Genomic DNA, 21,009 nt, shown 5'->3' on the forward strand with positions numbered 1-21,009 from the left:
GAGGATCCCGACCACTAACTCGCCCGCCACAACTACGCGCAACACCCGCCCGAGATCGAGCTCGGCAACCAGGCAGTGGCGGGTATACGCACCGCACGGCCTCTCCGACGTCTTCAGCCTCGTCCTGCGGCCCAACCCCGTACTCGCGCCTTGGTCCGTATACAAAGTCAAGTCGCCTCGCCGGCTGACGCAGTGGCCGGAGCTGACCGTGCTGGACCGGCCTCGCCGGGACTCGTCCATGGAGCGTCCATAGGGCCGCCATCGGACGGCCATGGACCTCCCACGGAGCGGCAAAGTTCTTCCGGCCCATCTGTTCCGGGCTCCTCGCCTCCGGCTACTTTCTGGCCGTCCTGCCATGTACACACAACACCGGCACAGGATGTTCCAAGTGTCATGCCCATGACGGCATCGCGCACCGCCGCCGCTACGCGCGTCACAGGCCTGCCACCAGCGTCGAGAACCCCACTCCAACGACGGAGGCAGTACGCCCATGCGTGAGAAGCCCAGACGGAGCCTGCGAAGACTCCTGGCCACCGCCATACCCGCCCTCGCCCTCGGCCTCGCCGGTCTCGTGGCCGCACCGGCGCACGCCGCATCCGTGGCCGCGCACCCCACCCGGACCGCCCAGAACGCCAAGGCCCTCACCTCCCCCGAGCGGCAGACGTTCCACTCGACCGGCAAGGCCGGCCAGAAGGTGCCGACCCAGCACCTGTGTGCCACCGCCGCCCCGGGTCACGCGTCCTGCTTCGCCCAGCGCCGTACCGACATCAAGCAGCGGCTGGCCTCCGCGGTCGCCGCCGCCGCGCCCTCCGGCCTCTCCCCGGCCAACCTGCACAGCGCCTACAACCTGCCCTCGACGGGCGGCTCGGGCCTGACGGTCGCCGTGGTGGACGCCTACAACGACCCCAACGCCGAGTCGGACCTGGCCACTTACCGCTCGACGTACGGCCTGTCCTCCTGCACCAAGGCCAACGGCTGCTTCAAGCAGGTCAGCCAGACCGGTTCCACGACCTCGCTGCCCACCAACGACACCGGCTGGGCGGGTGAGGAGGCGCTGGACATCGACATGGTCAGCGCGGTCTGCCCGAACTGCAACATCATCCTGGTCGAGGCGAACTCCGCGAACGACACCGACCTCGGCATCGCCGAGAACGAGGCCGTGTCGCTCGGCGCCAAGTTCGTCTCCAACAGCTGGGGCGGCTCCGAGTCCTCGGCCCAGACCAGCGAGGACACCTCGTACTTCAAGCACCCGGGTGTCGCGATCACCGTCTCCGCCGGTGACTCCGCCTACGGCGCCGAGTACCCGGCGACCTCGCAGTACGTGACGGCGGTCGGCGGTACGGCGCTGTCCACGTCCTCCAACTCCCGCGGCTGGACCGAGTCGGTGTGGCACACCAGCTCCACCGAGGGCACCGGCTCCGGCTGCTCCGCGTACGACCCGAAGCCGAGCTGGCAGACCGACAGCGGCTGCAGCAAGCGCATGGAGGCCGACGTCTCCGCGGTCGCCGACCCGGCCACCGGTGTCGCGGTGTACGACACCTACGGCGGTTCCGGCTGGGCGGTCTACGGCGGCACCAGCGCCTCCTCGCCGATCATCGCCGGCGTGTACGCGCTGGCCGGCACCCCGGGTTCCACCGACTACCCGGCGAAGTACCCCTACAGCCACACCGGCAACCTGTACGACGTGACCAGCGGCAACAACGGCTCCTGCTCCCCGTCGTACTTCTGCACCGCGGGCACCGGCTACGACGGCCCGACCGGCTGGGGCACCCCGAACGGCACCACCGCCTTCACCTCGGGCAGCACCTCCGGCAACACGGTGACCGTCACCAACCCCGGCAGCCAGTCGACGACGACCGGCAGCTCCGTCAGCCTGCAGATCAGCGCGAGCGACAGCGCGGGCGCGACCCTCACCTACAGCGCGAGCGGCCTGCCGACCGGGCTGTCGATCAGCAGCTCCAGCGGCCTGATCTCCGGTACGGCGTCCACCGCGGGCACCTACCAGGTCACCGTCACCGCCAAGGACTCGACCGGCGCCTCCGGCTCGACCTCCTTCAGCTGGACCGTCGGCTCCGGCGGCGGGGGCGGCTGCACCTCCTCGCAGCTCCTCGGCAACCCCGGCTTCGAGTCGGGCAACACCACCTGGACCGCGTCCAGCGGAGTCATCACCAACTCCACCAGTGAGTCGGCGCACGCCGGTTCGTACTACGCCTGGCTGGACGGCTACGGCTCCTCGCACACCGACACGCTGTCCCAGTCGGTGACCGTGCCGAGCGGCTGCAAGGCGACCTTCACCTTCTACCTGCACATCGACACCGCGGAGACCGGCTCCACCGCGTACGACAAGCTGACGGTCAGCGCCGGTTCGACCACCCTGGCGACGTACTCGAACCTCAACGCCGCCTCCGGGTACGTACAGAAGTCCTTCGACCTGAGCTCCTTCGCGGGCTCGACCGTCACCCTGAAGTTCAGCGGTGTCGAGGACTCCTCGCTCCAGACCAGCTTCGTCGTCGACGACACCGCCGTCACGACCAGCTGATCCCGTTCGATCCCGTTCGTCCCTGGGCCCCGTCCGCGATCTTCGCGGACGGGGCCCAGGTGTGGATCCGGACCCGTGCGTCACACGTCACAGGGAAGAGGAGGCCCCCCATGCGCCGAACGATCCGCCACACGACCCTCGCCCTCGCGGCACTCACCCTCGCCCTGGCCGGCTGCGGCAACCAGACCGACAGCGGCAAGGGCGGCGACGGCAACAACGTGTCGTCCTCCCCCACACCCAGGAAGAGCCCGCCGCCGAGCCCGACGCCGGGCCGCTCGGGCGGCTGCACGACGGCGTCGACGCTCGGTGCCGCCGACAGCGGCCGTACCGTCTGTCTGGCGGTGGGCGACACCGTCCGGATCAGCCTGGACGGAACCGCGAAGCGGCCCTGGAAGCCGGTCACCGCGAAGGGCTCGGTGCTGCAGGCCGCCAACAGCGGCTTCGTCCTGCAACCGGGCGATGCGAGCGCCGCCTTCAAGGCCGTGGCGGACGGCAAGACCCGGCTCGAGTCCACGCGGCCGCTGTGCGCCGCCCAGCCCGGCCGGGTCTCGTGCCTGGGGATTCAGGAGTGGTGGGTCACCGTGGTGGTGAAGTAGCTCTGCCGACGGGCGGGACGCCCGGCGGGGCCGAGGCCCTCGGCTTCCCCGCGGCCCTGCTCGGCCTCGCGGATCTGCCGGTCGATGCGACGGTCGCGCGCGATACCGAGCACGGACGGGAGGACCAGGAGAACGAGGATGGCGAGAACGGTCAGCATTCCGATCAGTCCTTCGAGGTGTGCCGTATCCATGGACACCACTGTCACGCCGATAGCTCCTGACAAACAGTGGCAGGACTGCCGTAGACCCTCGAAATACTGCCAATGGCGAGGCACACTGGTGGCATGCTGCAGAACGTCGCCGCCGTCGTCCTGGACGGTGTGAACCCCTTCGAACTGGCCGTCGTCTGCGAGGTGTTCGGCATCGACCGCAGCGACGACGGACTGCCCGTCTACGACTTCGCGGTCGCCTCGGCCGAGGGGCCGGTGCTGAGCACCCGCGCCGGTTTCTCCATGAACGTCGAGCACGGTCTGGAGCGGCTGGAGGAGGCCGACCTCATCGCCGTGCCGGCCGGCGCCTGCTTCGAGACCCGGGAGTTCCCGCCCGAGCTCCTGGACGCCCTGCGGCGCGCGGCCGACCGGGGCGCCCGGATCCTCAGCGTCTGCTCCGGTGTCTTCGTGGTCGCCGCGGCCAAGCTGCTCGACGGCCGGCGCTGTGCCGTGCACTGGCACCACGCGGAGGAGCTGGCGCGGGCGTACCCGCAGCTGACGGTCGAGCCCGACGTCCTGTACGTGGACGAGGACCCGGTGATCACCTCGGCGGGCACCGCCGCCGGCATCGACGCCTGTCTGCACATCGTGCGCAAGGAGCAGGGCCCGGAGGTCGCGAACAAGATCGCCCGGCGGATGGTGGTGCCGCCGCACCGGGACGGCGGGCAGGCGCAGTACATCGAGCGCCCGCTGCCCCGCACGCACGGCGACACGGTCGCCGAGGTGCTGGTGTGGATGGAACGGCACCTCGACGAGGAGGTCACGGTCGAGCAGCTCGCCGATCGCGCCCACATGTCGCCGCGCACCTTCGCCCGCCGCTTCCAGCAGGAGACGGGGACGACTCCCTACCGGTGGATCCTGCGGCAACGCGTGCTGCTGGCCCAGCGGTTGCTGGAGGGGACGGACGAGACGGTGGACGCGATCGCGGGCCGCGCGGGATTCGGCAACGCGGCCGCGCTGCGCCACCAGTTCGTCCAGGCGATCGGAACGACCCCGAACGCCTACCGGCGCACCTTCAGAGGCCCCGAGGCGGCTGCCTGACCAGCCCGGGTGGCCTCAGTCGTTCGAGACGACGGGGTAGCGCGGCTCGTTCTCGGCCATCTGCCTGAGCGCGTCCTTGCGCTCACGCTTGGACAGGCGGTCGATGTACAGATAGCCGTACAGGTGGTCGGTCTCGTGCTGCAGGCAGCGGGCGAAGTAGCCGGTGCCGCGGACCTTGATCGGGTTGCCCTTCTCGTCCTGGCCGGTCACCTCGGCGTAGTCGGGACGGGCCAGCGGCGCATACGCGGTGGGTACGGACAGGCAGCCCTCGTTGCTGTCGTCCAGGCGGCGCCGCTCGGCGGGCAGGTCGACCAGCTTGGGGTTGCAGACGACACCGACGTGCCGGACGCCCTCGTCGTCGCCGCAGTCGTAGACGAAGACCTTCAGGTCGACGCCGATCTGGTTGGCGGCCAGGCCCACGCCCTCGGCGGTGCGCTGCGAGGCGAACATGTCCGCGACCAGCTGCTGCAGCTCCTCACCGAACTCGGTGACGTCCTTGCACTCCTTGTGCAGCACCGGGTTCCCGACGACGGTGATGGGCCGCGAGGTCCCGGCCGCGCGCCAGGCGTTCTCGCGCTCCTCGGCCTCCTCGGTGTCGATGACGAAGCCGTCGTCGTCCACGGGAAGCACGCCCACGTGCTGCTGATCGGTGTCCTGCTGCGCCATGACCGACGTATGCCTTCCTAAACCAAACCAAGGGGTGAAGTTGCTGCTACAGGGTACGGGTAGCGCCCCTCAAGGGGCGCGGGGAACTGCGCGACCAGCCACGACGAACCCGCACCCGGCCGCGATCCTCAGCACACCTCTTCGAGATCCCGCCAGTCCCGAGAGTCAGGGCTATCGGCAACCCACCCGTCCAACAAACCCCTGACCAGAGAAGCCGGGGCCGCCACCCCACACTCCCGTTCTGGCACCCAAAGCTGCCCATCGGTCCGATGGCCCAGCGGCCCCGGATGCCCCGGCTCACTGTGGTCATGGGGATCAAGATGCTCCCCGTCACCCTCATCGGAGGGCATCCGCGACTCCGAACACATCCGGCACAACAACCGAACCGACGACGACCAGTCCTCCGCAGCAAACCCCGCGTCCGCGGCCAGCTGCTCCAACGCATCCCGATCCGCCTCGGTGGCGGCTTCGAGCAGCACCACCCACGTCGGCACCGGCGACGGCGCCCACAGCTCGATCTCGTCGAACACGGGGTAGGCATGCCCGGCGGTCGTGGTGCGCTCACCATGGGGCACCCCGTCGTGCAGCACGACCTCACCCCAGCGCCGCCCGGAGGACGGCAGCGGAATCGACAGCACCTCGATACGCGCGGGGTCCAGCCGCCGCCCCCACACCACCTCGGCCTCCCCCTCCGGGGACAGCCGGACAGCGGCGCTGCCCAGCTCCATCCCGACCGGCTCACCGCTCGCCGCGGCAGCCCCCGGCACCCGCAGCCCGTACGCCTGCCAGGCCCGCCGGGCCAGCGGCCAGTCCTGCAGGGCGGTGGCCGCGATGCCGACGTTCCACCAGTCGGGGGCGCCGGTCTCCCGGTCGAGCAGCGCGACGGCGCGCAGGCCTGCCGCGCGGGCCTGCTCCCAGTCGTGCCGGAACTTGTGCAGCAGGGCGAGGTTGAACCAGGACTCGGAGAGCCAGGGTTCCAGGTCGGCGGCACGTGTCAGCAGAGCACCCGCGTCCTCGTACCGGCCGTCGCCGATCAGCGTGAACGCGCGGTCGGTGGCCTGCCGCCAGGAGGCGGAGGGCCGGTGCCGTCCCTTGCCGAAGATCCTCACGATTCCCTGCCAGTTCCGTGGAGTGGGCTGGCTAGTGCTGCCCCCGGACACACCCTCTCATTCGCATCCAACCACGTACGGCTGGAAGGGCGCTCATTACCCATGGGTTACCCAGCCACAGGCAGGGTCAGACAGTCCCGTGCAAGGACCCGGGCCAGCGATTCCACCACTTCGGGCGCATAGTCCCCGGCGGTGGCGAGCCGCAGCTCCTCCAGTGCCGTGAGGGGCCCGCCGGGCCCTGCGTCGCGTGCTTTCTCGTCGTATGCGTTGACGGCCCGCACGATCCGGGCGGCGAGCGGCTGCTCCCGGTAGGGGTCGGCCTGCCGCTCGACGACCACGGCGACCGCCGGGTCGACCCCGGTCTGGCGTACGACGGCCCCGCCGAGCAGGGCGATGCGGCGCTGCTCGGCCGTGGGCAGTCCGGCGGTGGCGCCCGCCGGCACCGGGTCGACGAGGCTGAGCTGGCCGATGTCGTGCATGAGGGCGGCGTACTCCAGCACGGTCAGTTCGGGCCGGGTGAGTCCGAGGTCACGTCCGACGGCACGGCTGAGGGCGGCCACCCGGCGGGCGTGCCCGGCGGGGGTGTACCCGGCGATCTCGGTGGCGCGGGCGAGGGAGGTGATGGTCTGCCGGTAGGTGGTCCGCACGGCCGCGTACCGCTTGAAGGACAGCTGGGTCAGCAGCAGCGGCAGCGAGAACACGGGCAGCGCCCACAGTCCGACGACGGCGACCGCGAGGGCCATCACCGCGCCGGTGGCGCACACGGCGGAGCCGATGCCGAGGAGGGCGTGCAGTTCGTCCCGCAGCAGCGGCCCGAAGGGCCACCGGGTACGGGAGTGGGCGAGTGCGGCGGCGAGCACGGCGTCGCACAGCGCGGTGAGTGCGAGGAGGGCGAGGAGCAGCAGGGCGTAGGCGGGGCCGTGCCATTCGCCGAACGCTCCCCGGAGGTACAGGGGTTGGAAGCAGACGGCGGCGAATCCGACGGTGAGCACGCGCCGCGCGAGATGGTCGAGCACCGGTCCGCGTCCGAAAGCGATGTGGGGGACGCTGCCGATGAGGGCGGCGGCGAGGACGACGGCGACGACCTGGGTGACGCCGTGGTGGGTGGGCTGCCCGGCGTCCTCTCCGAGCAGGGCGTACGACATCGCACCGGCGGCCCCGAGCGGCGCGGCCTCCCTGACCCGGGCGCCGGTCCAGCGGCTGAGCTCGCCGACGGTGACGAGCAGCCCGAAGGCGAGGGCGGTGGGGCGCTCCTCCAGGCCGGTGTGGTGGGTGACGGCGAGGGAGACGGCGGCGAGGAGGGCAGCGCAGGCGTGAATGAGAAGCGTCAGCGGCTGCCGGGCGCTCATCCGGGGTCTCCGGGCCTGCGGTTGACGACCACGGCGGGTGCTGGTGGACGGGGGTACTCCCCCGCGACTACCAGGCGGTCGGCTGGAGACGACCGCCGCGGGCACGCGCAGTCGAGGCTGCGCCACCGCCACGACCGAGCGCTCATCCGCGTACCCCCGGCCCGCCGGAAACGGCCGCACCGGCTGCGGACACCAGGGCTCCCGGCCCACGGGAAACGGCCGCGGCGGCTGCGGACAGCCGGGGCTGCGCCACCGCCACCGCCGGGCGCCGATCCGCGGGCTCCCGGCCGGCTGGAGACGGCCTCGGCAGGTGCGTACACGCGGGAGTGCTCCCCCCGACCGCCGGCGCCCGTCCCGGGGCCCCCGGCCCGCTGGAAACGGCCGCGCCGGGGCTGCTCCCCGCCGAGCGCCGGGCGCTCAACCGCGGGCTCCCGGCCGGCTGGAGACGGCCGCGGTGGGTGCGGGCAGGCGGGGCTGCTCCTCCGCGGTGACCGCGGGATGCCAGCCGGAACGGGCGAGCGCCTGTACCAGTGCCGCGACCATGCGGGGGTCGAACTGCGCCCCCGCACACCGCTCCAGCTCCTCCAGGGCGACCGGGACGGGCCGGGCGCGCCGGTAGCAGCGCGTGGACGTCATCGCGTCGAAGGCGTCAGCGACGGCCACCACGCGTGCGGATTCGGGGATCTGGCTGCCACGCAGTCCGTACGGGTAGCCGCTGCCGTCCAGGCGTTCGTGGTGGTGCAGCACGGCGGCCCGGGCCTCGCCCAGAAAACCGATTCCGCGCACCATTTCGTGGCCGTACTCGGGATGCAGCTCGATCACCCGGCGTTCCTCCGGAGTCAGCGGCCCGTCCTTCCTCAACAGCCGTGTGGGCACGCCGAGTTTGCCCACGTCGTGCAGGATCCCGGCGAACCGCAGGACCTCGACGCGCTCGTCGTCCATGCCGAGTTCCCGGGCGATCATCATGGAGGCCTGGCCGACCCGCTCGCTGTGGCCGCGGGTGTACTCGTCCTTGATGTCGACGGCCTGCACCAGCGCCCGGATCGTCGCCTGGTGGGCGGCGCGCTCCCGGTGGTACTGCGTGAACACCCACCAGGACACGCACATCGGCAGCAGCACCAGCAGCGCGGCGACGGGGCCGTACGGGCTGCGCCACAGGACGGCCATCATCAGCCCGGCGAGACCGTGCACGACCACCGGCGCGAGGGATCGTACGAACAGCCCGCGCCAGGCCCGCCGTACCGGCACCCGCTCGGCCAGCGCGCGGATCCCGCCGTCGAGGGCGGTCAGCACCAGGCAGAAGGCCAGTACCGCGGCACCCGCGGGCACGAGTGCGTACGGGAAGTCGGAGCCGACGACCGCGTCCCGCCCGCCGAGCGACCAGTGCACCCGGCCCGCGGCCCACACGCCAAGGACCAGCTGGGCGGCCCGCCAGCTCCGCCGCAGCCGGCGCGGCCGCTGCTCGACCCGGGACAGCAACGCCCCCGGCAGCGCGACCAGCGCGGCGGCCGGGGGTGGCAGCAGGAAGGCCCCGGCGAGCAGCACCGGGTAGAACGTTCCGGCAAAGCGCCATCGGGCGGCGGCCTGCTCACAGCCGGCGTACAGCAGGGCGAGCAGGGCGACCGCCCGCCAGGAGGTGTGGACGGCGGGCAGCGGAAGCAGGCAGAGAAGCGCGCCGAGGACCGTACAGGCGACGTAGGCGCGTGCCCGTGCCGGAACCGCCTCCATCACGCTCCTCCCGGCCGAACCTGCTCCGGGTGAGGAGACTAGGGCGGACCGGGGGGCGTCCGCGGGCTTATGAACCGCGGATTAGCACGTTCGAGTGACGACAGCCCGTTCCAGGCATTCCGGACGAAGGCCCGGAGGGAGTTCAGGACTCCTGCGGGGCCGCGGTGATGTCGTGCTCGGGGACGGCCTGTCCGGAGCGGATCAGGTCGAGCCGCCCGAGCACCTTCGCACGCAGGTCGGTCGGTACGTCGTCATGGCCGCAGCACCGCTTGACCAGCTTCTTCACGGCCTGCTCCAGGCCGTACTTCTCCAGGCACGGCGAGCACTCCTGGAAGTGCTGCTTGAACTTGTCGCGATCGACGTCCGGCATCTCACTGTCGAGGAACTCGTAGAGATGGTCGAGGACCTCACTGCAGTCCGTCTCGTGCGGCTCTCCGCAGCTCATGAGCCCGAGCCTTTCGCTTCGTCCGACTCTCCGGCGCCGGCCGGGACCAGTCCGCGCTCGCGCGCGTAGTCCTCGAGCATGCCGCGCAGCTGACGGCGGCCCCGGTGCAGCCGGGACATCACCGTACCGATGGGTGTCCCCATGATGTCCGCGATCTCCTTGTACGCAAAGCCCTCGACATCGGCGAGGTACACGGCGATGCGGAATTCCTCGGGGATCGCCTGGAGTGCTTCCTTCACGTCCGAGTCGGGCAGGTGGTCGAGCGCCTGCGACTCCGCGGAGCGCAGACCGGTCGACATGTGCGACTCGGCGCGGGCGAGCTGCCAGTCCTCGATCTCCTCGGCCGCGGAGCGCTGGGGTTCACGCTGCTTCTTGCGGTACGAGTTGATGAAGGTGTTGGTGAGGATCCGGTACAGCCACGCCTTGAGATTGGTGCCTTCGCGGAACTGGTGGAAGGACGCGTACGCCTTGGCATACGTCTCCTGCACCAGGTCCTCGGCGTCGGCCGGGTTGCGCGTCATGCGCAGGGCGGCCGAGTACATCTGGTCGAGGAATTCGAGCGCGTCCCGCTCGAAGCGCGCGCTGCGCTCCGCCGTCGACTCCGCGCTGATGCCCTGGCCCTCGGGCAGCTCCGCCTGGCCGTTGTCGGTCCCTGCGTCGATCCCAGTGACCGGACCCACCTCCTCAAGATTCCGGGCAGCACCGAAACCGGTGTCACCAGAATCGGAGGATAGACGACGACCCGTCCCCGCCGCCCCTCGAATAGGGGTGGTCTTGGCCGCAGTCAGCACCGTCCAGTCCAGGTCAGTGCGGCTGCTGCGGCTCGGGCATACGGTCGAACCCATGCGGCGGACTTCCTCTCCCACGACGATCGGTGCTGGTATCCAGCACTTCTGTCCGCCTCAACAGTGGCCGCCCGCGCGGCATTCCCCGCCGTCACCCGAGTGACACGGTCCACTGGGTGACACCGTCCGTGATGATCTCCAGCGCCTGTTCCTGCGTGATCTCCGCCCGCTTGGGCACGGCGAACCCGTGGTCGCCGTGGTCCACCTCGACCAGTTCGTACGCCCCCTTCGGGAACTCCTCGGGCTTTCCGAAGGGGTCGTTCCCGCCCTGTACGACGAGGGTGGGCACCCCGGATCCGAGCAGCTCCTCGGCGCGGGACTTCTCGGGCCTGCCCGGCGGGTGCAGCGGGAAGCTGAGGGCGAGGACGGCATGGGCGCCGAGCTCGACGGCCGTACGACAGGCGACGCGGGCTCCCGCGCTGCGTCCGCCCGAGATCACCGGCAGTCCGGGCCCGGCGAGCGCCGGCCAGATCCCGCGCCAGCCGAGGTCGAGCGTCTTCGGGGCGGGGGCCAGCTTCTTGCCGGCCACCCGCCAGGGCTGCTCGACGAGGGCGACGGTCACTCCGTGGCCGGGCAGGGTCTGGGCGAGGGCCTGGAGGTCCCGTGCCTCGATGCCGCCGCCGGCGCCGTGACCGACGGCGAGGACGAGCCGAGGCTGCGCTGCGTGGCGCCAGGTGATGCGGGCCGGACCGGCATCGGTCTCGACGTCCTGTGTCACTTCTGTCAGGTCTGTCACATCAGAAAAGTGTGCCTTCTTCGGGGCCTTCGAGTTCCTTCAGCAGCTCCGGTCCGTTGTTGCGGACGTTGCTGACGGCGGTGGAGACGGGGTAGGCGCGCATCAGCCCGGCGGGCGGCGGCTCCAGCAGCGACCGCAGGTCCTCGGGGACGGTGCGCGAGGGGTCGAGCCAGGCGTCCCAGCGGTCCGGGGTGAGCATCAGCGGCATCCGGGGGTGGATGTCGGCGAGCGCGTGCGGGCCCTCGGCCGGGGCGACGGCGAGGGGTGTCGTCTCCGCCTCGGTCGTGATCACGGAGCAGGTCACCCACCAGGCCTGCGGGTGGTCGTCCGGCAGCGTCTTGTCCCGCCAGAACTCGTAGAGCCCGGCCATCGCGAAGACCGACCCGTCGGCGGGCAGCACGAAGTACGGCTGCTTGCGTGGCCGCTTCTTCTTCCCCTCGACCTCCAGGTCCCGCTCGCCCTTGCCGGTGACCCACTCGTAGTAGCCGTCGGCGGGGATGATGCAGCGGCGGGAGGTGAAGGCCCGCTTGTACGACGGCTTCTCGTGGACGGTCTCGGCACGGGCGTTGATCATCCGCGCCCCGCCCTCCGGGGTCTTCGACCAGGACGGCACCAGGCCCCACTTCAGCTTGCGCAGCTGCCGAACCGGCCGCGGGTCTTCGGCGTCCTTGAGAGGGCGGTCCAGGACTGCGTAGACCTCCTTGGTGGGGGCCACGTTGTAGTCGGGCGCGAGGGTCTCCTCGGGTTCCCACTTCTCGATCTCAAAGATTCCTGCGAGATCCTCGGGCCTGCGACTCGCTGCATACCGTCCGCACATACGTGCCACACTGCCAGATTCGACGAGACCCGAGGGAGCTCCTGCCCAACATGGACACCACCGCATCCGCCTCGCTGGCCTCCCTCTGGGACCAGGTCTCCGGCAGCCAGCCCGACCCCGACCTCTGGGTGGTGATCGCGACCCTGATCGCCGCGCTGGCGGTGGTCGTCCCGCACAACGTCTGGCGCATCTCGCGCAACGCCGTCACCATCGCCCACGAGGGCGGCCACGGCCTGATCGCCCTGCTCACCGGCCGACAGCTGACGGGCATACGGCTGCACTCCGACACCAGCGGCCTCACCGTCAGCCGCGGCAAGCCGCACGGCCTCGGCATGATCCTCACCGCGGCCGCGGGCTACACCGCTCCCCCGCTCCTCGGCCTGGGCGGCGCGGCCCTGCTCGCCGTCGGCCACATCACCCTGCTGCTGTGGCTGGCAACGGCCCTGCTGGTCGCCATGCTGGTGATGATCCGCAACGCGTACGGCGCTCTGACGGTCGTGTTGACGGGGGGCACGTTCCTGCTGGTGTCGTGGCTGGCGGGACCGCAGGTACAGGCGGCGTTCGCGTACGCGGTGGTGTGGTTCCTGCTGGTGGGCGGGGTACGCCCGGCCTTCGAACTCCAGGCGAAACGGAGTCGCGGCGGCGCGGGCGACTCGGACGCCGACCAGCTTTCACGGTTGACGCATGTCCCGGCGGGGCTGTGGCTGTTCCTGTTCCACGCGGTGAGCCTGTGCTCGCTGATAGGCGGGGGGCGCTGGCTGCTGGAGATGTGATGCAGCCCCGAAGGGGCGCATCAAAGGGGCGCGGGGCGGTGTCGATCAGCGGCTCCGCCGCGGGGCGCGATCAGCCCCCACGGCGCCCCACCTGTACAACGACCTGCACAACCCGCTGCTTATAAAGTGGCCCCATGGCCACAAACCCCGCACACACCGCCCTCTGGCCCGCCCCCCTCGCGAGCGGAGCCGTCGACGCGACGGTCCACGTACCGGGGTCCAAGTCGGTCACCAACCGCGCCCTGGTACTCGCGGCTCTCGCCAGCGAACCGGGCTGGCTGCGCCGCCCCCTCCGCTCCCGCGACACCCTCCTGATGGCGGGCGCCCTGCGCGCGATGGGCGTAGGCATCGAGGAGGGCGTGGGCCCCGACGGCACCGGCGAGACCTGGCGGGTCCTCCCGACGGGCCTGCACGGCCCGGCCACGGTCGACGTCGGCAACGCCGGCACCGTGATGCGCTTCCTGCCCCCGGTGGCCGCCCTCGCCGACGGCCCCATCCGCTTCGACGGCGACCCGAGGTCGTACGAGCGCCCCCTGAACGGTGTCATCGACGCCCTGCGCGTGCTCGGCGCCCGTATCGACGACGACGGCCGTGGCGCGTTGCCGCTGACTGTGCACGGCGGGGGCGCCCTGGACGGCGGCTCCGTGGAGATCGACGCCTCGTCGTCCTCCCAGTTCGTGAGCGCCCTGCTGCTCTCCGGCCCGCGCTTCAACCAGGGCGTCGAGGTCCGTCACGTCGGCAGCTCCCTGCCCTCCCTGCCGCACATCCGCATGACCGTCGACATGCTGCGCGCGGTGGGCGCGCAGGTGGACACCCCGGAGTCGGGCGGTGAGCCCAACGTGTGGCGGGTGACGCCGGGCGCGCTGCTCGGCCGGGACCTGACCATCGAGCCGGACCTGTCCAACGCGCAGCCGTTCCTGGCGGCCGCCCTGGTGACCGGCGGCAAGATCGTGATCCCCGACTGGCCGTCCCGCACCACACAGCCCGGCGACAAGCTGCGGGAGATCTTCACCGACATGGGCGGTTCCTGCGAACTGACCGAGTACGGCCTGGAGTTCACCGGGGCGGGCTCGGTCCACGGTATCGACGTGGATCTGAGCGAGGTCGGCGAGCTGACCCCGGGCATCGCCGCGGTCGCGGCCCTCGCGGACTCCCCCTCCACCCTCCGCGGAGTGGCCCACCTGCGGCTGCACGAGACGGACCGGCTGGCCGCGCTCACCAAGGAGATCAACGAGCTCGGCGGTGACGTCACCGAGACCGCCGACGGTCTGCACATCCGCCCGCGCAAGCTGCACGGCGGGATCTTCCACACGTACGAGGACCACCGTATGGCGACGGCCGGCGCGATCATCGGCCTCGCGGTCGAGGGCGTGCAGATCGAGAACGTGGCGACGACGGCGAAAACCCTGCCGGACTTCCCCGACATGTGGGCCGGGATGCTCGGGGCGTAGAGAACGGCAAGGACCAGTCATGCGCCGCTACGGCAAGCACACCGACGAGGACGACATCCGCAGCCGCCCGAACCGCAAGGGCAACCGGCCGCGCACCAACATCCGGCCCAAGCACGAGGACGCCGCCGAGGGCATGGTCCTCACCGTCGACCGGGGCCGTCTGACGTGTCTCGTCGAGGACCGGATCGTGCTGGCGATGAAGGCCCGCGAACTCGGCCGGAAGGCGGCGATCGTCGGCGACCGGGTGGCCCTCGTCGGCGATCTGTCCGGCAAGAAGGACACCCTCGCGCGCATCGTCCGCATCGAGGAACGCACCTCGGTGCTGCGCCGCACCGCCGATGACGACGACCCGTACGAGCGCGTGGTCGTCGCCAACGCCGACCAACTCGCCATCGTCACCGCCCTGGCCGACCCGGAACCCCGCCCGCGCCTCATCGACCGCTGCCTGGTCGCGGCGTACGACGGCGGCCTGGAACCCCTCCTGGTCATGACCAAGGCGGACCTCGCCCCGCCCGACAAACTCCTGGAGCTCTACGGCGACCTGGACATCCCCTATGTCGTCACCAGCCGCGAGGAGTTGGAGAGCGGCGACGCGGCGGCCCGGGTGCGCGAGCAACTCGACGGCAGGGTCACGGCGTTCGTCGGCCACTCGGGCGTCGGCAAGACGACCCTGGTCAACGCGCTGGTACCGGAGGACCGGCGGCGGCTGACGGGCCATGTGAACGCGGTGACGGGCCGTGGCCGTCACACCACCACCTCGGCGCTGGCGCTCCCGCTCAGCGACGACGACGGCTGGGTGATCGACACGCCTGGCGTGCGGTCCTTCGGCCTCGCCCACATCGACCCGTCCCGCGTCATCCACGCCTTCCCCGACCTGGAACGGGGCACGGAGGGCTGCCCGCGCGCCTGCAGTCACGACGAGCCGGACTGCGCGCTGGACGCCTGGGTGGCCGAGGGCCACGCGGACCCGGCCCGGCTCTATTCGCTGCGCCGGCTGCTGTCCACTCGGGAGCGCAAGGAGGGCGACTGACCTCCGCGGTGTTTGTGGGGCCGCCGGCCCGGTAAGTGCATAATCGCACCGAGCCGGACATACGTGAGGACAGCACATGGCGTGGCTGCTGGTAGTGGTGGCCGGATTGCTCGAGACGGGTTTCGCCGTGTGCCTCAAGCTCTCCCACGGTTTCACCCGCCTGTGGCCGACGATCGCGTTCTGCGTCTTCGCCCTGGGCAGCTTCGGCCTCCTCACCCTCTCCCTGAGGAAGCTGGACGTCGGCCCCGCCTACGCGGTGTGGACCGGCATCGGCGCGGCGGGCACCGCGATCTACGGCATGATCTTCCTCGGCGACCTGGTGTCGACGCTGAAGCTCGTCTCGATCAGCCTGGTCATCGTGGGCGTGATCGGCCTCCAGCTCTCCGGGTCCGCCCACTAGGTCCAACTCCCGTTCCCCCAGCGTGCGGTCGACCTCCGTGCGACCGCTCGCCCGCCGAAGTGGGCTTCGGGACCGGTCACTTCGAGACAACGGGCGCGCGGCTCGCCTCCCGGCCGCGAAGAAGAACATCAAGGGGACGCGTCGGCCCTACGACCCGTCACACCGCCTGCCGGGCAGGGCCGTGCGGACCAGGTCCGCCACCCCGCCCTCCCCCGGCGGCGCCGCCACGCAGGACAGGGCCAGCCGTACCACCAGCTCGCAGGAGCGCGCCAGATCCGCCGTGTCCGACTTGACCGCCCCCGGCTTCGACAGCACCGCCACGGCCCGGTCCCGGACGATCGCCACGAAGTCGCCGGGCGACGGCAGCGGGCCGTCCGCCCGCCGCTGTGCCGGCACCACCGAGGAGGACGGCACCGCGGACAGCGTCGGCGAGGGCAGCCGTTCACTCCAGCAGCCGGTCAGCATGGCCCGTACGAGTGCGTTCTCGCGCGCCGTCGACGCGGTCCATTCAGCCGTCGCGGTGAGCCGGTCGCGGGCGTCGCTGTGCGTGGCGAGCGCACGTTCGACACCGGCGAGGTAGCCGTCCGCCTCCCTTCTCACGAGCGCCCTGGCGAGCCCCTCCTTGCTGCCGAACTCGTTGTAGAGGGTCTGCCGGGACACTCCGGCGGCCGAAGCGACGTCCACCATCCGTACGGCGGACCACGGTCGGCGCGCCAGCGCCGTGTACGCGGCGTCCAGTAGGGATTCCCGCGCTGCAGGCATCATCGCCTCCCTGGGGCGAGCGGCTCTGCGCCCAGATTTGACGCGCACAGGGGCACTGTCAAGGGTTCGCGAGCGCACGCGGGGGCGCCCCGCGGCCGCCGTGTGCCCGCCCCGACGGCGGCAATGTGCCGCCAAACCGTGAGCATGGCCTGGTGGCCGCAGCGCGACCTCGCCGGATAGCGTTCGTTCCATGCCGGACTACCTCGACGATCTCCGTTTCGCCCACGTCCTCGCGGACGCCGCCGACGCGGCAACGACGTCCCGCTTCAAGGCGCTCGACCTCAAGGTCGAGACGAAACCGGACATGACCCCGGTGACCGAAGCGGACAAGGCGGCGGAGGAGCTCATCCGCGGCCAGCTCCAGCGCGCCCGCCCCCGCGACGCGGTCCTCGGCGAGGAGTACGGCCTGGAGGGCACGGGCCCCCGCCGCTGGGTGGTCGACCCGATCGACGGCACCAAGAACTACGTACGCGGTGTCCCGGTGTGGGCCACCCTGATCTCCCTGATGGAGGCGGGCGAGACCGGCTTCCAGCCCGTCGTCGGCGTCGTCTCCGCCCCCGCTCTGGGCCGCCGCTGGTGGGCCGCGAAGGGCCACGGCGCCTTCACCGGCCGCAGCCTCTCCTCCGCCTCCCGTCTGCAGGTCTCCCGCGTCGCGAAGCTGGCGGACGCCTCGTTCGCGTACTCCTCCCTGTCCGGCTGGGAGGACCAGGGCCGGCTGGGCGGCTTCCTGGACCTGACCCGCGAGGTGTGGCGCACGCGCGCGTACGGCGACTTCTGGCCGTACATGATGGTCGCCGAGGGCTCGGTCGACATCTGCGCCGAGCCGGAGCTCTCCCTCTGGGACATGGCCGCCAACACGATCATCGTCACCGAGGCCGGCGGCACCTTCACGGGCCTGGACGGCCGCCCGGGCCCGCACAGCGGCAACGCGGCCGCGTCGAACGGCCTGCTGCACGACGAGTTGCTGGGTTATCTCAACGAGCGCTACTGAGGCGCACGTGCAAAAGCACAGATGAGCGCGTGCGCCCTCAATTGGCCGCACGCGCCCTCTTGTTGACTCCCGCTTTACCTGCGACTCTGGGAGTCCCCCCACTTGTGAACTTGTGAAGTTCCCATAGGCGCCTCCGGCGCCGGGCCGGAACCAAGTGGATTCCTTTGGAGGTGGCTGAAGTCCATGCTCGTCCGCGACGCCATGAGCACGGTGGTTCTGACCATCGGCCCCACCCATACACTCCGCCAGGCCGCAGCCCTGATGTCCGCCCGTCGTGTCGGCGCGGCCCTGGTCCTCGACCCCGACGCCGGCGGTATCGGCATCCTCACCGAACGCGACATCCTCAACTCCGTCGGCCTCGGCCAGAGCCCCGACATCGAGCGCGCCCACGACCACACCACCAACGAGGTCGTCTTCGCCGCCCCGTCCTGGACGCTGGAGGAGGCGGCCCGCGCCATGGCCCACGGCGGCTTCCGCCATCTCATCGTCCTCGACCGGGGCGAGCCGGTCGGCATCGTCTCCGTCCGCGACATCATCCGCTGCTGGGCACCGGCACGGCAGCACGTGCCCGCGTGACCTCGCAGGGGGCCAGAAAAATACATTGGACTAAGTCCAACTCCAGAAGCGATCCAAACTCACACCTGTTCGGAAAATGGTCCCCCTGCTGTTAGGCTGGATTTCATGAGCGACCTTCTGGAACGGCTGCGCGGACGCGGATGGCGGATGACCGCGCAGCGGCGCGTCGTGGCCGAGGTTCTCGACGGCGAGCATGTGCATCTGACCGCCGACGAGGTCCACTCCCGGGCCGTCGCCAAGCTGCCCGAGATCTCCCGCGCGACCGTCTACAACACCCTGGGTGAGCTGGTCTCCCTCGGCGAGGTGCTCGAGGTCTCCACCGACAAGCGCGCCAAGCGGTACGACCCGAACGCCCACCGGCCGCACCACCACCTGGTCTGCGCCCAGTGCGGCGCGATCCGCGACGTCCACCCGAGCGGCAACCCGCTCGCCGACCTCCCCGACACGGAGCGCTTCGGCTTCACCGTCTCGGACGTCGAGGTCACGTACCGCGGCATCTGCCCGAACTGCGCGGCCGCGTAACCAGCCGCTCGAAACGCCAAAGGCAGGGAAACACCGAGGGCCGGAATCCATTCACTGGATTCCGGCCCTCGGCCTTCAGTAGCGGGGACAGGATTTGAACCTGCGACCTCTGGGTTATGAGCCCAGCGAGCTACCGAGCTGCTCCACCCCGCGTCGGTGAACGCAACATTACGTGAAGCACGCGGCCAGAGGCAAATCGCTTACGGCGGGCCCGGCGCAGGCCCGGATTTTCAGCCCGTCCCCGCGTCCGAGGACGAGGCCGTCCAGGGCGAAGGGGGGTCTGGGCGCAGCTCCCAGGGCGGTCGGCCCGCCGCCGGGCTGCTACGCCGACAGTTCCTCCAGCAGAGCGTCCCGCAGTCGAGCCGCCCGCTCCGAGACCTCCGCAGGCCCCAGCGTCACCGCCCGGTCCGCCCACCGCTGCCCCTCCGCCAGCTCACCCCGACGCGCGTAGACCAGGGCCAGCCGCAGCGCCGCCCGCCCGTGCCCCGCGTCGGCCGCCCGCGTCCACCACACGGCCGCCTCCGGCTCGCTCCCCTCGCGGGCCAGCAGCAGCCCGAGGTTGAAGGCGCCGTTGCGGGACCCGGCCTCGGCGGCCGCGCGGTACCAGCGCGCCGCGTCCACCACGTCGCCGCGGGCGGCGGCCATCATCCCGACCCGCACCTGCGCCCGCCGGTGCCCCTGCGAAGCCGCGCGCTCGTACCACTCCTCGCACTCGGTCTTCTCGTGCACGGACTCCCCGAGCTCATGCGCGGGCGCGGGCGGGCGCCGGGCGTCGAGGACGGTCGCCAGCCGGTACGCGGCCTCCGCGCTGCCGCCTCCTGCCGCGCAGCGCAGATGCCGCTCCGCCGCCCGTTCGTCCCCGTCCCGCAGTCGCGCCATGCCGACCTGCAGCGCCGCCTCGGTGTGCCCGGCGGCCGCAGCGCGCTCGTACCAGCGCAGCGCCACGTCGCCCTCGGCCCGCCCTGCGTGCAGGATCCCCAGGTTGAACGCGGCGTCCACGCTCCCGGCCTCCGCGGCCTTGGAGAACCACGGCTCGGCGCCGGTCGTGTCGCCGCCCTGCAGCAGCAGGATCGCCAGGGCGTTCGCCGCCTCGCGGTGTCCGGCGTAGGCGGCCCGGCGGTACCACTGCTCGGCCTGCGCGGTCCGCCCCTGCTGGGCACAGAGCAGCCCGAGGTTGTAGGCGCCGTTGTCGTCACCGGCGTCCATCGCGGCCCGGTACCAGCGCTCGGCGGTCTGCGTCTCGCCGCGCTCGGCATGCAGGGCGCCGAGCGCATTGGCGGCGTTGCCGTCCCCGTCCTGGGCGGCCCTGAGCCACCACACGGCGGCGCTCTCGGTGTCGCCGGCGTCCCGCAGCAGGAACCCGAGCGCGCAGGCGGCACGCGCCTCGCCGTCCTTGGCGGACGTCAGATACCAGCGCCCGGCCTCCTTGAGCTCACCGCGCTTCTCCAGGATCGCGCCGAGGTGCAGCGCGGCCCGCCGGTGTCCGCGCGCGGCGGCCTGACGGTAGAACTGCTCGGCCTGAGCCAGCAGTTCGACACCGTTGTCAGACCCGTCCTCGCCCTGGTGGGCCGCCCTGCGGTCGAGTGCACGCGCCAGGCGGTAGGCCGCCTCCCGGTGCCCGCGCTCCGCCGCGGACCGCATCCAGTCCTCGGCTCCGGTGTCCCCGCGGTGCTCCAGCAGATCGGCGAGCGCGTAGGCGCCCAGGGCGTGCCCCTGTTCGGCGGACTGCCGCAGCCAGTACTCGGCCGCGGGCTCGTCCCCGCGCTCGCGGTGATGACGGCCCAGCGCATGCGCGGCCGCCGCGGACCCGGCGACGGCGGCGATCCGCCACCAGCCGGCGGCGTCGTCGGCGTATCCGCGCTGGTGGAGAAGGACTCCCAGGTTGTTGGCGGCGGCACGGTCGCCCGCGGCGGTGGCGGCACGCAGATGGGGCTCGGCTCCGTCGAGGTCGCCACGGCGCAGCAGCATGGCCCCGAGGACACTCATCGCCTCGACGTCGCCGGCCTCGGCGGCGAGCCGCTGACGAACTTCCTCGACGGCCTCCTCAGCCACCTCCCCGGCTTCGCCCGGTTCGGAAGGCTGCACAAATCGCCCTGTCTCGAACAGAGTTGCCTTGTCCCCCATAACGTCCATCGTCGCACCACCTGCAACCCGGGTACACCTGGTATACCGCAGCCAGTGAGGTCACTTCAGCGTTTTGTCGACATGCCCACAGAGAGACAAGTCAAACACAGTTCCCCCAACTCCCGGAGGCGGCATGACGATCCCCCTGACCGGCACATGCGTTCGCACATCACGAAGGCCCCGCTCCATTATGATACCGGGCATGGACATCAGTAACGGGGTAAGGATTTTTAAAATAGAACAAGGGGTTAATAACCCCACAAACAAACCACCATCAAAAACCCACCGCCTATTTTGTTC

At 71.3% G+C, this 21,009-nt stretch carries 21 protein-coding genes, 1 tRNA gene and 1 pseudogene; 11 read left to right on the forward strand and 12 right to left on the reverse strand.

Annotated features, from left to right (window positions below; translation table 11 throughout):
• Positions 1-73 precede the first annotated feature (73 nt).
• From AB0N07_RS44295 to AB0N07_RS44305, 3 genes and pseudogenes are all read left to right on the forward strand, one after another.
• Positions 74-253: pseudogene (locus AB0N07_RS44295) on the forward strand (nucleotidyltransferase family protein); the annotation flags it as partial.
• Positions 254-490: 237 nt separating this feature from the next.
• Positions 491-2,539, forward strand: a complete 2,049-nt coding sequence (locus tag AB0N07_RS44300) for a putative Ig domain-containing protein (protein ID WP_365845474.1) — start codon at positions 491-493, stop codon at positions 2,537-2,539.
• 110 nt (positions 2,540-2,649) lie between these two features.
• Positions 2,650-3,135 (forward strand): hypothetical protein, encoded by a 486-nt coding sequence (locus AB0N07_RS44305; RefSeq protein ID WP_365845476.1) that lies wholly within the window; start codon positions 2,650-2,652, stop codon positions 3,133-3,135.
• Here the strand turns inward: AB0N07_RS44305 and AB0N07_RS44310 are convergent.
• Positions 3,102-3,326 carry a hypothetical protein gene (locus tag AB0N07_RS44310; RefSeq protein WP_365845478.1) on the reverse strand — a complete coding sequence of 75 codons (225 nt, stop codon included), beginning with the start codon at positions 3,324-3,326 and terminating at the stop codon, positions 3,102-3,104. The genes AB0N07_RS44305 and AB0N07_RS44310 overlap by 34 nt on opposite strands.
• A gap of 93 nt (positions 3,327-3,419) precedes the next feature.
• On the opposite strand from AB0N07_RS44310, the gene AB0N07_RS44315 reads away from it, so the two are divergent.
• On the forward strand, positions 3,420-4,385 hold the full coding sequence (locus tag AB0N07_RS44315; protein WP_365845480.1) for a helix-turn-helix domain-containing protein: 966 nt from the start codon (positions 3,420-3,422) through the stop codon (positions 4,383-4,385).
• A gap of 15 nt (positions 4,386-4,400) precedes the next feature.
• Here AB0N07_RS44315 and def read toward each other — a convergent pair whose 3' ends face one another.
• The 8 genes from def to AB0N07_RS44355 all read right to left on the reverse strand — a co-directional run bounded on the left by def (position 4,401) and on the right by AB0N07_RS44355 (position 12,080).
• On the reverse strand, positions 4,401-5,051 hold the full coding sequence (def, locus tag AB0N07_RS44320) for a peptide deformylase (RefSeq protein ID WP_365845482.1): 651 nt from the start codon (positions 5,049-5,051) through the stop codon (positions 4,401-4,403).
• 128 nt (positions 5,052-5,179) lie between these two features.
• Positions 5,180-6,160, reverse strand: coding sequence for a hypothetical protein (locus tag AB0N07_RS44325; RefSeq protein ID WP_365845484.1), 981 nt, complete (start codon positions 6,158-6,160; stop codon positions 5,180-5,182).
• A gap of 107 nt (positions 6,161-6,267) precedes the next feature.
• Positions 6,268-7,509 (reverse strand): HD domain-containing protein, encoded by a 1,242-nt coding sequence (locus AB0N07_RS44330; RefSeq protein WP_365845486.1) that lies wholly within the window; start codon positions 7,507-7,509, stop codon positions 6,268-6,270.
• Between the two features lie 417 nt (positions 7,510-7,926).
• Positions 7,927-9,237, reverse strand: a complete 1,311-nt coding sequence (locus AB0N07_RS44335; RefSeq protein WP_365845488.1) for an HD-GYP domain-containing protein — start codon at positions 9,235-9,237, stop codon at positions 7,927-7,929.
• 142 nt (positions 9,238-9,379) lie between these two features.
• Positions 9,380-9,682 carry a mycothiol system anti-sigma-R factor gene (gene rsrA, locus AB0N07_RS44340; protein WP_365845490.1) on the reverse strand — a complete coding sequence of 101 codons (303 nt, stop codon included), beginning with the start codon at positions 9,680-9,682 and terminating at the stop codon, positions 9,380-9,382.
• Complete coding sequence (sigR, locus tag AB0N07_RS44345; protein ID WP_351474585.1) at positions 9,679-10,362, reverse strand: RNA polymerase sigma factor SigR; 684 nt, start codon at positions 10,360-10,362, stop codon at positions 9,679-9,681. The genes rsrA and sigR overlap by 4 nt, the downstream gene beginning before the upstream one ends.
• A gap of 256 nt (positions 10,363-10,618) precedes the next feature.
• On the reverse strand, positions 10,619-11,263 hold the full coding sequence (locus AB0N07_RS44350; RefSeq protein ID WP_365845492.1) for an alpha/beta family hydrolase: 645 nt from the start codon (positions 11,261-11,263) through the stop codon (positions 10,619-10,621).
• Position 11,264: 1 nt separating this feature from the next.
• Positions 11,265-12,080, reverse strand: a complete 816-nt coding sequence (locus tag AB0N07_RS44355; RefSeq protein WP_365845494.1) for an SOS response-associated peptidase — start codon at positions 12,078-12,080, stop codon at positions 11,265-11,267.
• 50 nt (positions 12,081-12,130) lie between these two features.
• Here AB0N07_RS44355 and AB0N07_RS44360 point away from each other — a divergent pair, with 50 nt between their 5' ends.
• The 4 genes from AB0N07_RS44360 to AB0N07_RS44375 all read left to right on the forward strand — a co-directional run bounded on the left by AB0N07_RS44360 (position 12,131) and on the right by AB0N07_RS44375 (position 15,734).
• A complete protein-coding gene (locus AB0N07_RS44360) occupies positions 12,131-12,853 on the forward strand; it encodes a M50 family metallopeptidase (protein ID WP_365845496.1) in 723 nt (240 codons plus the stop codon).
• A gap of 134 nt (positions 12,854-12,987) precedes the next feature.
• Positions 12,988-14,304: a 3-phosphoshikimate 1-carboxyvinyltransferase gene (gene aroA, locus AB0N07_RS44365; RefSeq protein ID WP_365845498.1), complete on the forward strand. Its 1,317-nt coding sequence runs from the start codon at positions 12,988-12,990 to the stop codon at positions 14,302-14,304.
• Between the two features lie 19 nt (positions 14,305-14,323).
• On the forward strand, positions 14,324-15,334 hold the full coding sequence (rsgA, locus tag AB0N07_RS44370) for a ribosome small subunit-dependent GTPase A (RefSeq protein ID WP_365845500.1): 1,011 nt from the start codon (positions 14,324-14,326) through the stop codon (positions 15,332-15,334).
• Between the two features lie 76 nt (positions 15,335-15,410).
• On the forward strand, positions 15,411-15,734 hold the full coding sequence (locus AB0N07_RS44375) for a multidrug efflux SMR transporter (protein WP_030929096.1): 324 nt from the start codon (positions 15,411-15,413) through the stop codon (positions 15,732-15,734).
• A 147-nt stretch (positions 15,735-15,881) separates the two neighbouring features.
• Here AB0N07_RS44375 and AB0N07_RS44380 read toward each other — a convergent pair whose 3' ends face one another.
• Positions 15,882-16,499: a TetR/AcrR family transcriptional regulator gene (locus tag AB0N07_RS44380; protein ID WP_365845502.1), complete on the reverse strand. Its 618-nt coding sequence runs from the start codon at positions 16,497-16,499 to the stop codon at positions 15,882-15,884.
• Positions 16,500-16,686: 187 nt separating this feature from the next.
• Here AB0N07_RS44380 and hisN point away from each other — a divergent pair, with 187 nt between their 5' ends.
• The 3 genes from hisN (at position 16,687) to AB0N07_RS44395 (ending at position 18,585) form a co-directional block, all read left to right on the forward strand.
• Positions 16,687-17,487, forward strand: a complete 801-nt coding sequence (gene hisN, locus AB0N07_RS44385; protein WP_365845504.1) for a histidinol-phosphatase — start codon at positions 16,687-16,689, stop codon at positions 17,485-17,487.
• A gap of 183 nt (positions 17,488-17,670) precedes the next feature.
• Positions 17,671-18,063: a CBS domain-containing protein gene (locus AB0N07_RS44390; protein ID WP_365845506.1), complete on the forward strand. Its 393-nt coding sequence runs from the start codon at positions 17,671-17,673 to the stop codon at positions 18,061-18,063.
• Between the two features lie 105 nt (positions 18,064-18,168).
• Positions 18,169-18,585: a Fur family transcriptional regulator gene (locus AB0N07_RS44395; RefSeq protein WP_115906041.1), complete on the forward strand. Its 417-nt coding sequence runs from the start codon at positions 18,169-18,171 to the stop codon at positions 18,583-18,585.
• Positions 18,586-18,664: 79 nt separating this feature from the next.
• Here the strand turns inward: AB0N07_RS44395 and AB0N07_RS44400 are convergent.
• Positions 18,665-18,738: transfer RNA gene (locus tag AB0N07_RS44400), tRNA-Met, on the reverse strand.
• Positions 18,739-18,906: 168 nt separating this feature from the next.
• Positions 18,907-20,718, reverse strand: a complete 1,812-nt coding sequence (locus AB0N07_RS44405; protein WP_365845508.1) for a tetratricopeptide repeat protein — start codon at positions 20,716-20,718, stop codon at positions 18,907-18,909.
• Positions 20,719-21,009: the final 291 nt, after the last annotated feature.

The organism is Streptomyces sp. NPDC051172 (genome assembly GCF_040682555.1).
Lineage (GTDB): Bacteria > Actinomycetota > Actinomycetes > Streptomycetales > Streptomycetaceae > Streptomyces.

What these genes read in the sequence shown, in the direction of transcription:
- AB0N07_RS44300 (WP_365845474.1), top strand. Translation starts at nt 491, where the DNA reads ATGCGTGAGAAGCCCAGACGGAGCCTGCGAAGACTCCTGGCCACCGCC.
- AB0N07_RS44305 (WP_365845476.1), top strand. Translation starts at nt 2,650, where the DNA reads ATGCGCCGAACGATCCGCCACACGACCCTCGCCCTCGCGGCACTCACC.
- AB0N07_RS44310 (WP_365845478.1), bottom strand. Translation starts at nt 3,326, where the DNA reads ATGGATACGGCACACCTCGAAGGACTGATCGGAATGCTGACCGTTCTC.
- AB0N07_RS44315 (WP_365845480.1), top strand. Translation starts at nt 3,420, where the DNA reads ATGCTGCAGAACGTCGCCGCCGTCGTCCTGGACGGTGTGAACCCCTTC.
- def (WP_365845482.1), bottom strand. Translation starts at nt 5,051, where the DNA reads ATGGCGCAGCAGGACACCGATCAGCAGCACGTGGGCGTGCTTCCCGTG.
- AB0N07_RS44330 (WP_365845486.1), bottom strand. Translation starts at nt 7,509, where the DNA reads ATGAGCGCCCGGCAGCCGCTGACGCTTCTCATTCACGCCTGCGCTGCC.
- AB0N07_RS44335 (WP_365845488.1), bottom strand. Translation starts at nt 9,237, where the DNA reads ATGGAGGCGGTTCCGGCACGGGCACGCGCCTACGTCGCCTGTACGGTC.
- rsrA (WP_365845490.1), bottom strand. Translation starts at nt 9,682, where the DNA reads ATGAGCTGCGGAGAGCCGCACGAGACGGACTGCAGTGAGGTCCTCGAC.
- AB0N07_RS44355 (WP_365845494.1), bottom strand. Translation starts at nt 12,080, where the DNA reads ATGTGCGGACGGTATGCAGCGAGTCGCAGGCCCGAGGATCTCGCAGGA.
- AB0N07_RS44360 (WP_365845496.1), top strand. Translation starts at nt 12,131, where the DNA reads ATGGACACCACCGCATCCGCCTCGCTGGCCTCCCTCTGGGACCAGGTC.
- aroA (WP_365845498.1), top strand. Translation starts at nt 12,988, where the DNA reads ATGGCCACAAACCCCGCACACACCGCCCTCTGGCCCGCCCCCCTCGCG.
- rsgA (WP_365845500.1), top strand. Translation starts at nt 14,324, where the DNA reads ATGCGCCGCTACGGCAAGCACACCGACGAGGACGACATCCGCAGCCGC.
- AB0N07_RS44375 (WP_030929096.1), top strand. Translation starts at nt 15,411, where the DNA reads ATGGCGTGGCTGCTGGTAGTGGTGGCCGGATTGCTCGAGACGGGTTTC.
- AB0N07_RS44380 (WP_365845502.1), bottom strand. Translation starts at nt 16,499, where the DNA reads ATGATGCCTGCAGCGCGGGAATCCCTACTGGACGCCGCGTACACGGCG.
- hisN (WP_365845504.1), top strand. Translation starts at nt 16,687, where the DNA reads ATGCCGGACTACCTCGACGATCTCCGTTTCGCCCACGTCCTCGCGGAC.
- AB0N07_RS44390 (WP_365845506.1), top strand. Translation starts at nt 17,671, where the DNA reads ATGCTCGTCCGCGACGCCATGAGCACGGTGGTTCTGACCATCGGCCCC.
- AB0N07_RS44395 (WP_115906041.1), top strand. Translation starts at nt 18,169, where the DNA reads ATGAGCGACCTTCTGGAACGGCTGCGCGGACGCGGATGGCGGATGACC.
- AB0N07_RS44405 (WP_365845508.1), bottom strand. Translation starts at nt 20,718, where the DNA reads ATGGACGTTATGGGGGACAAGGCAACTCTGTTCGAGACAGGGCGATTT.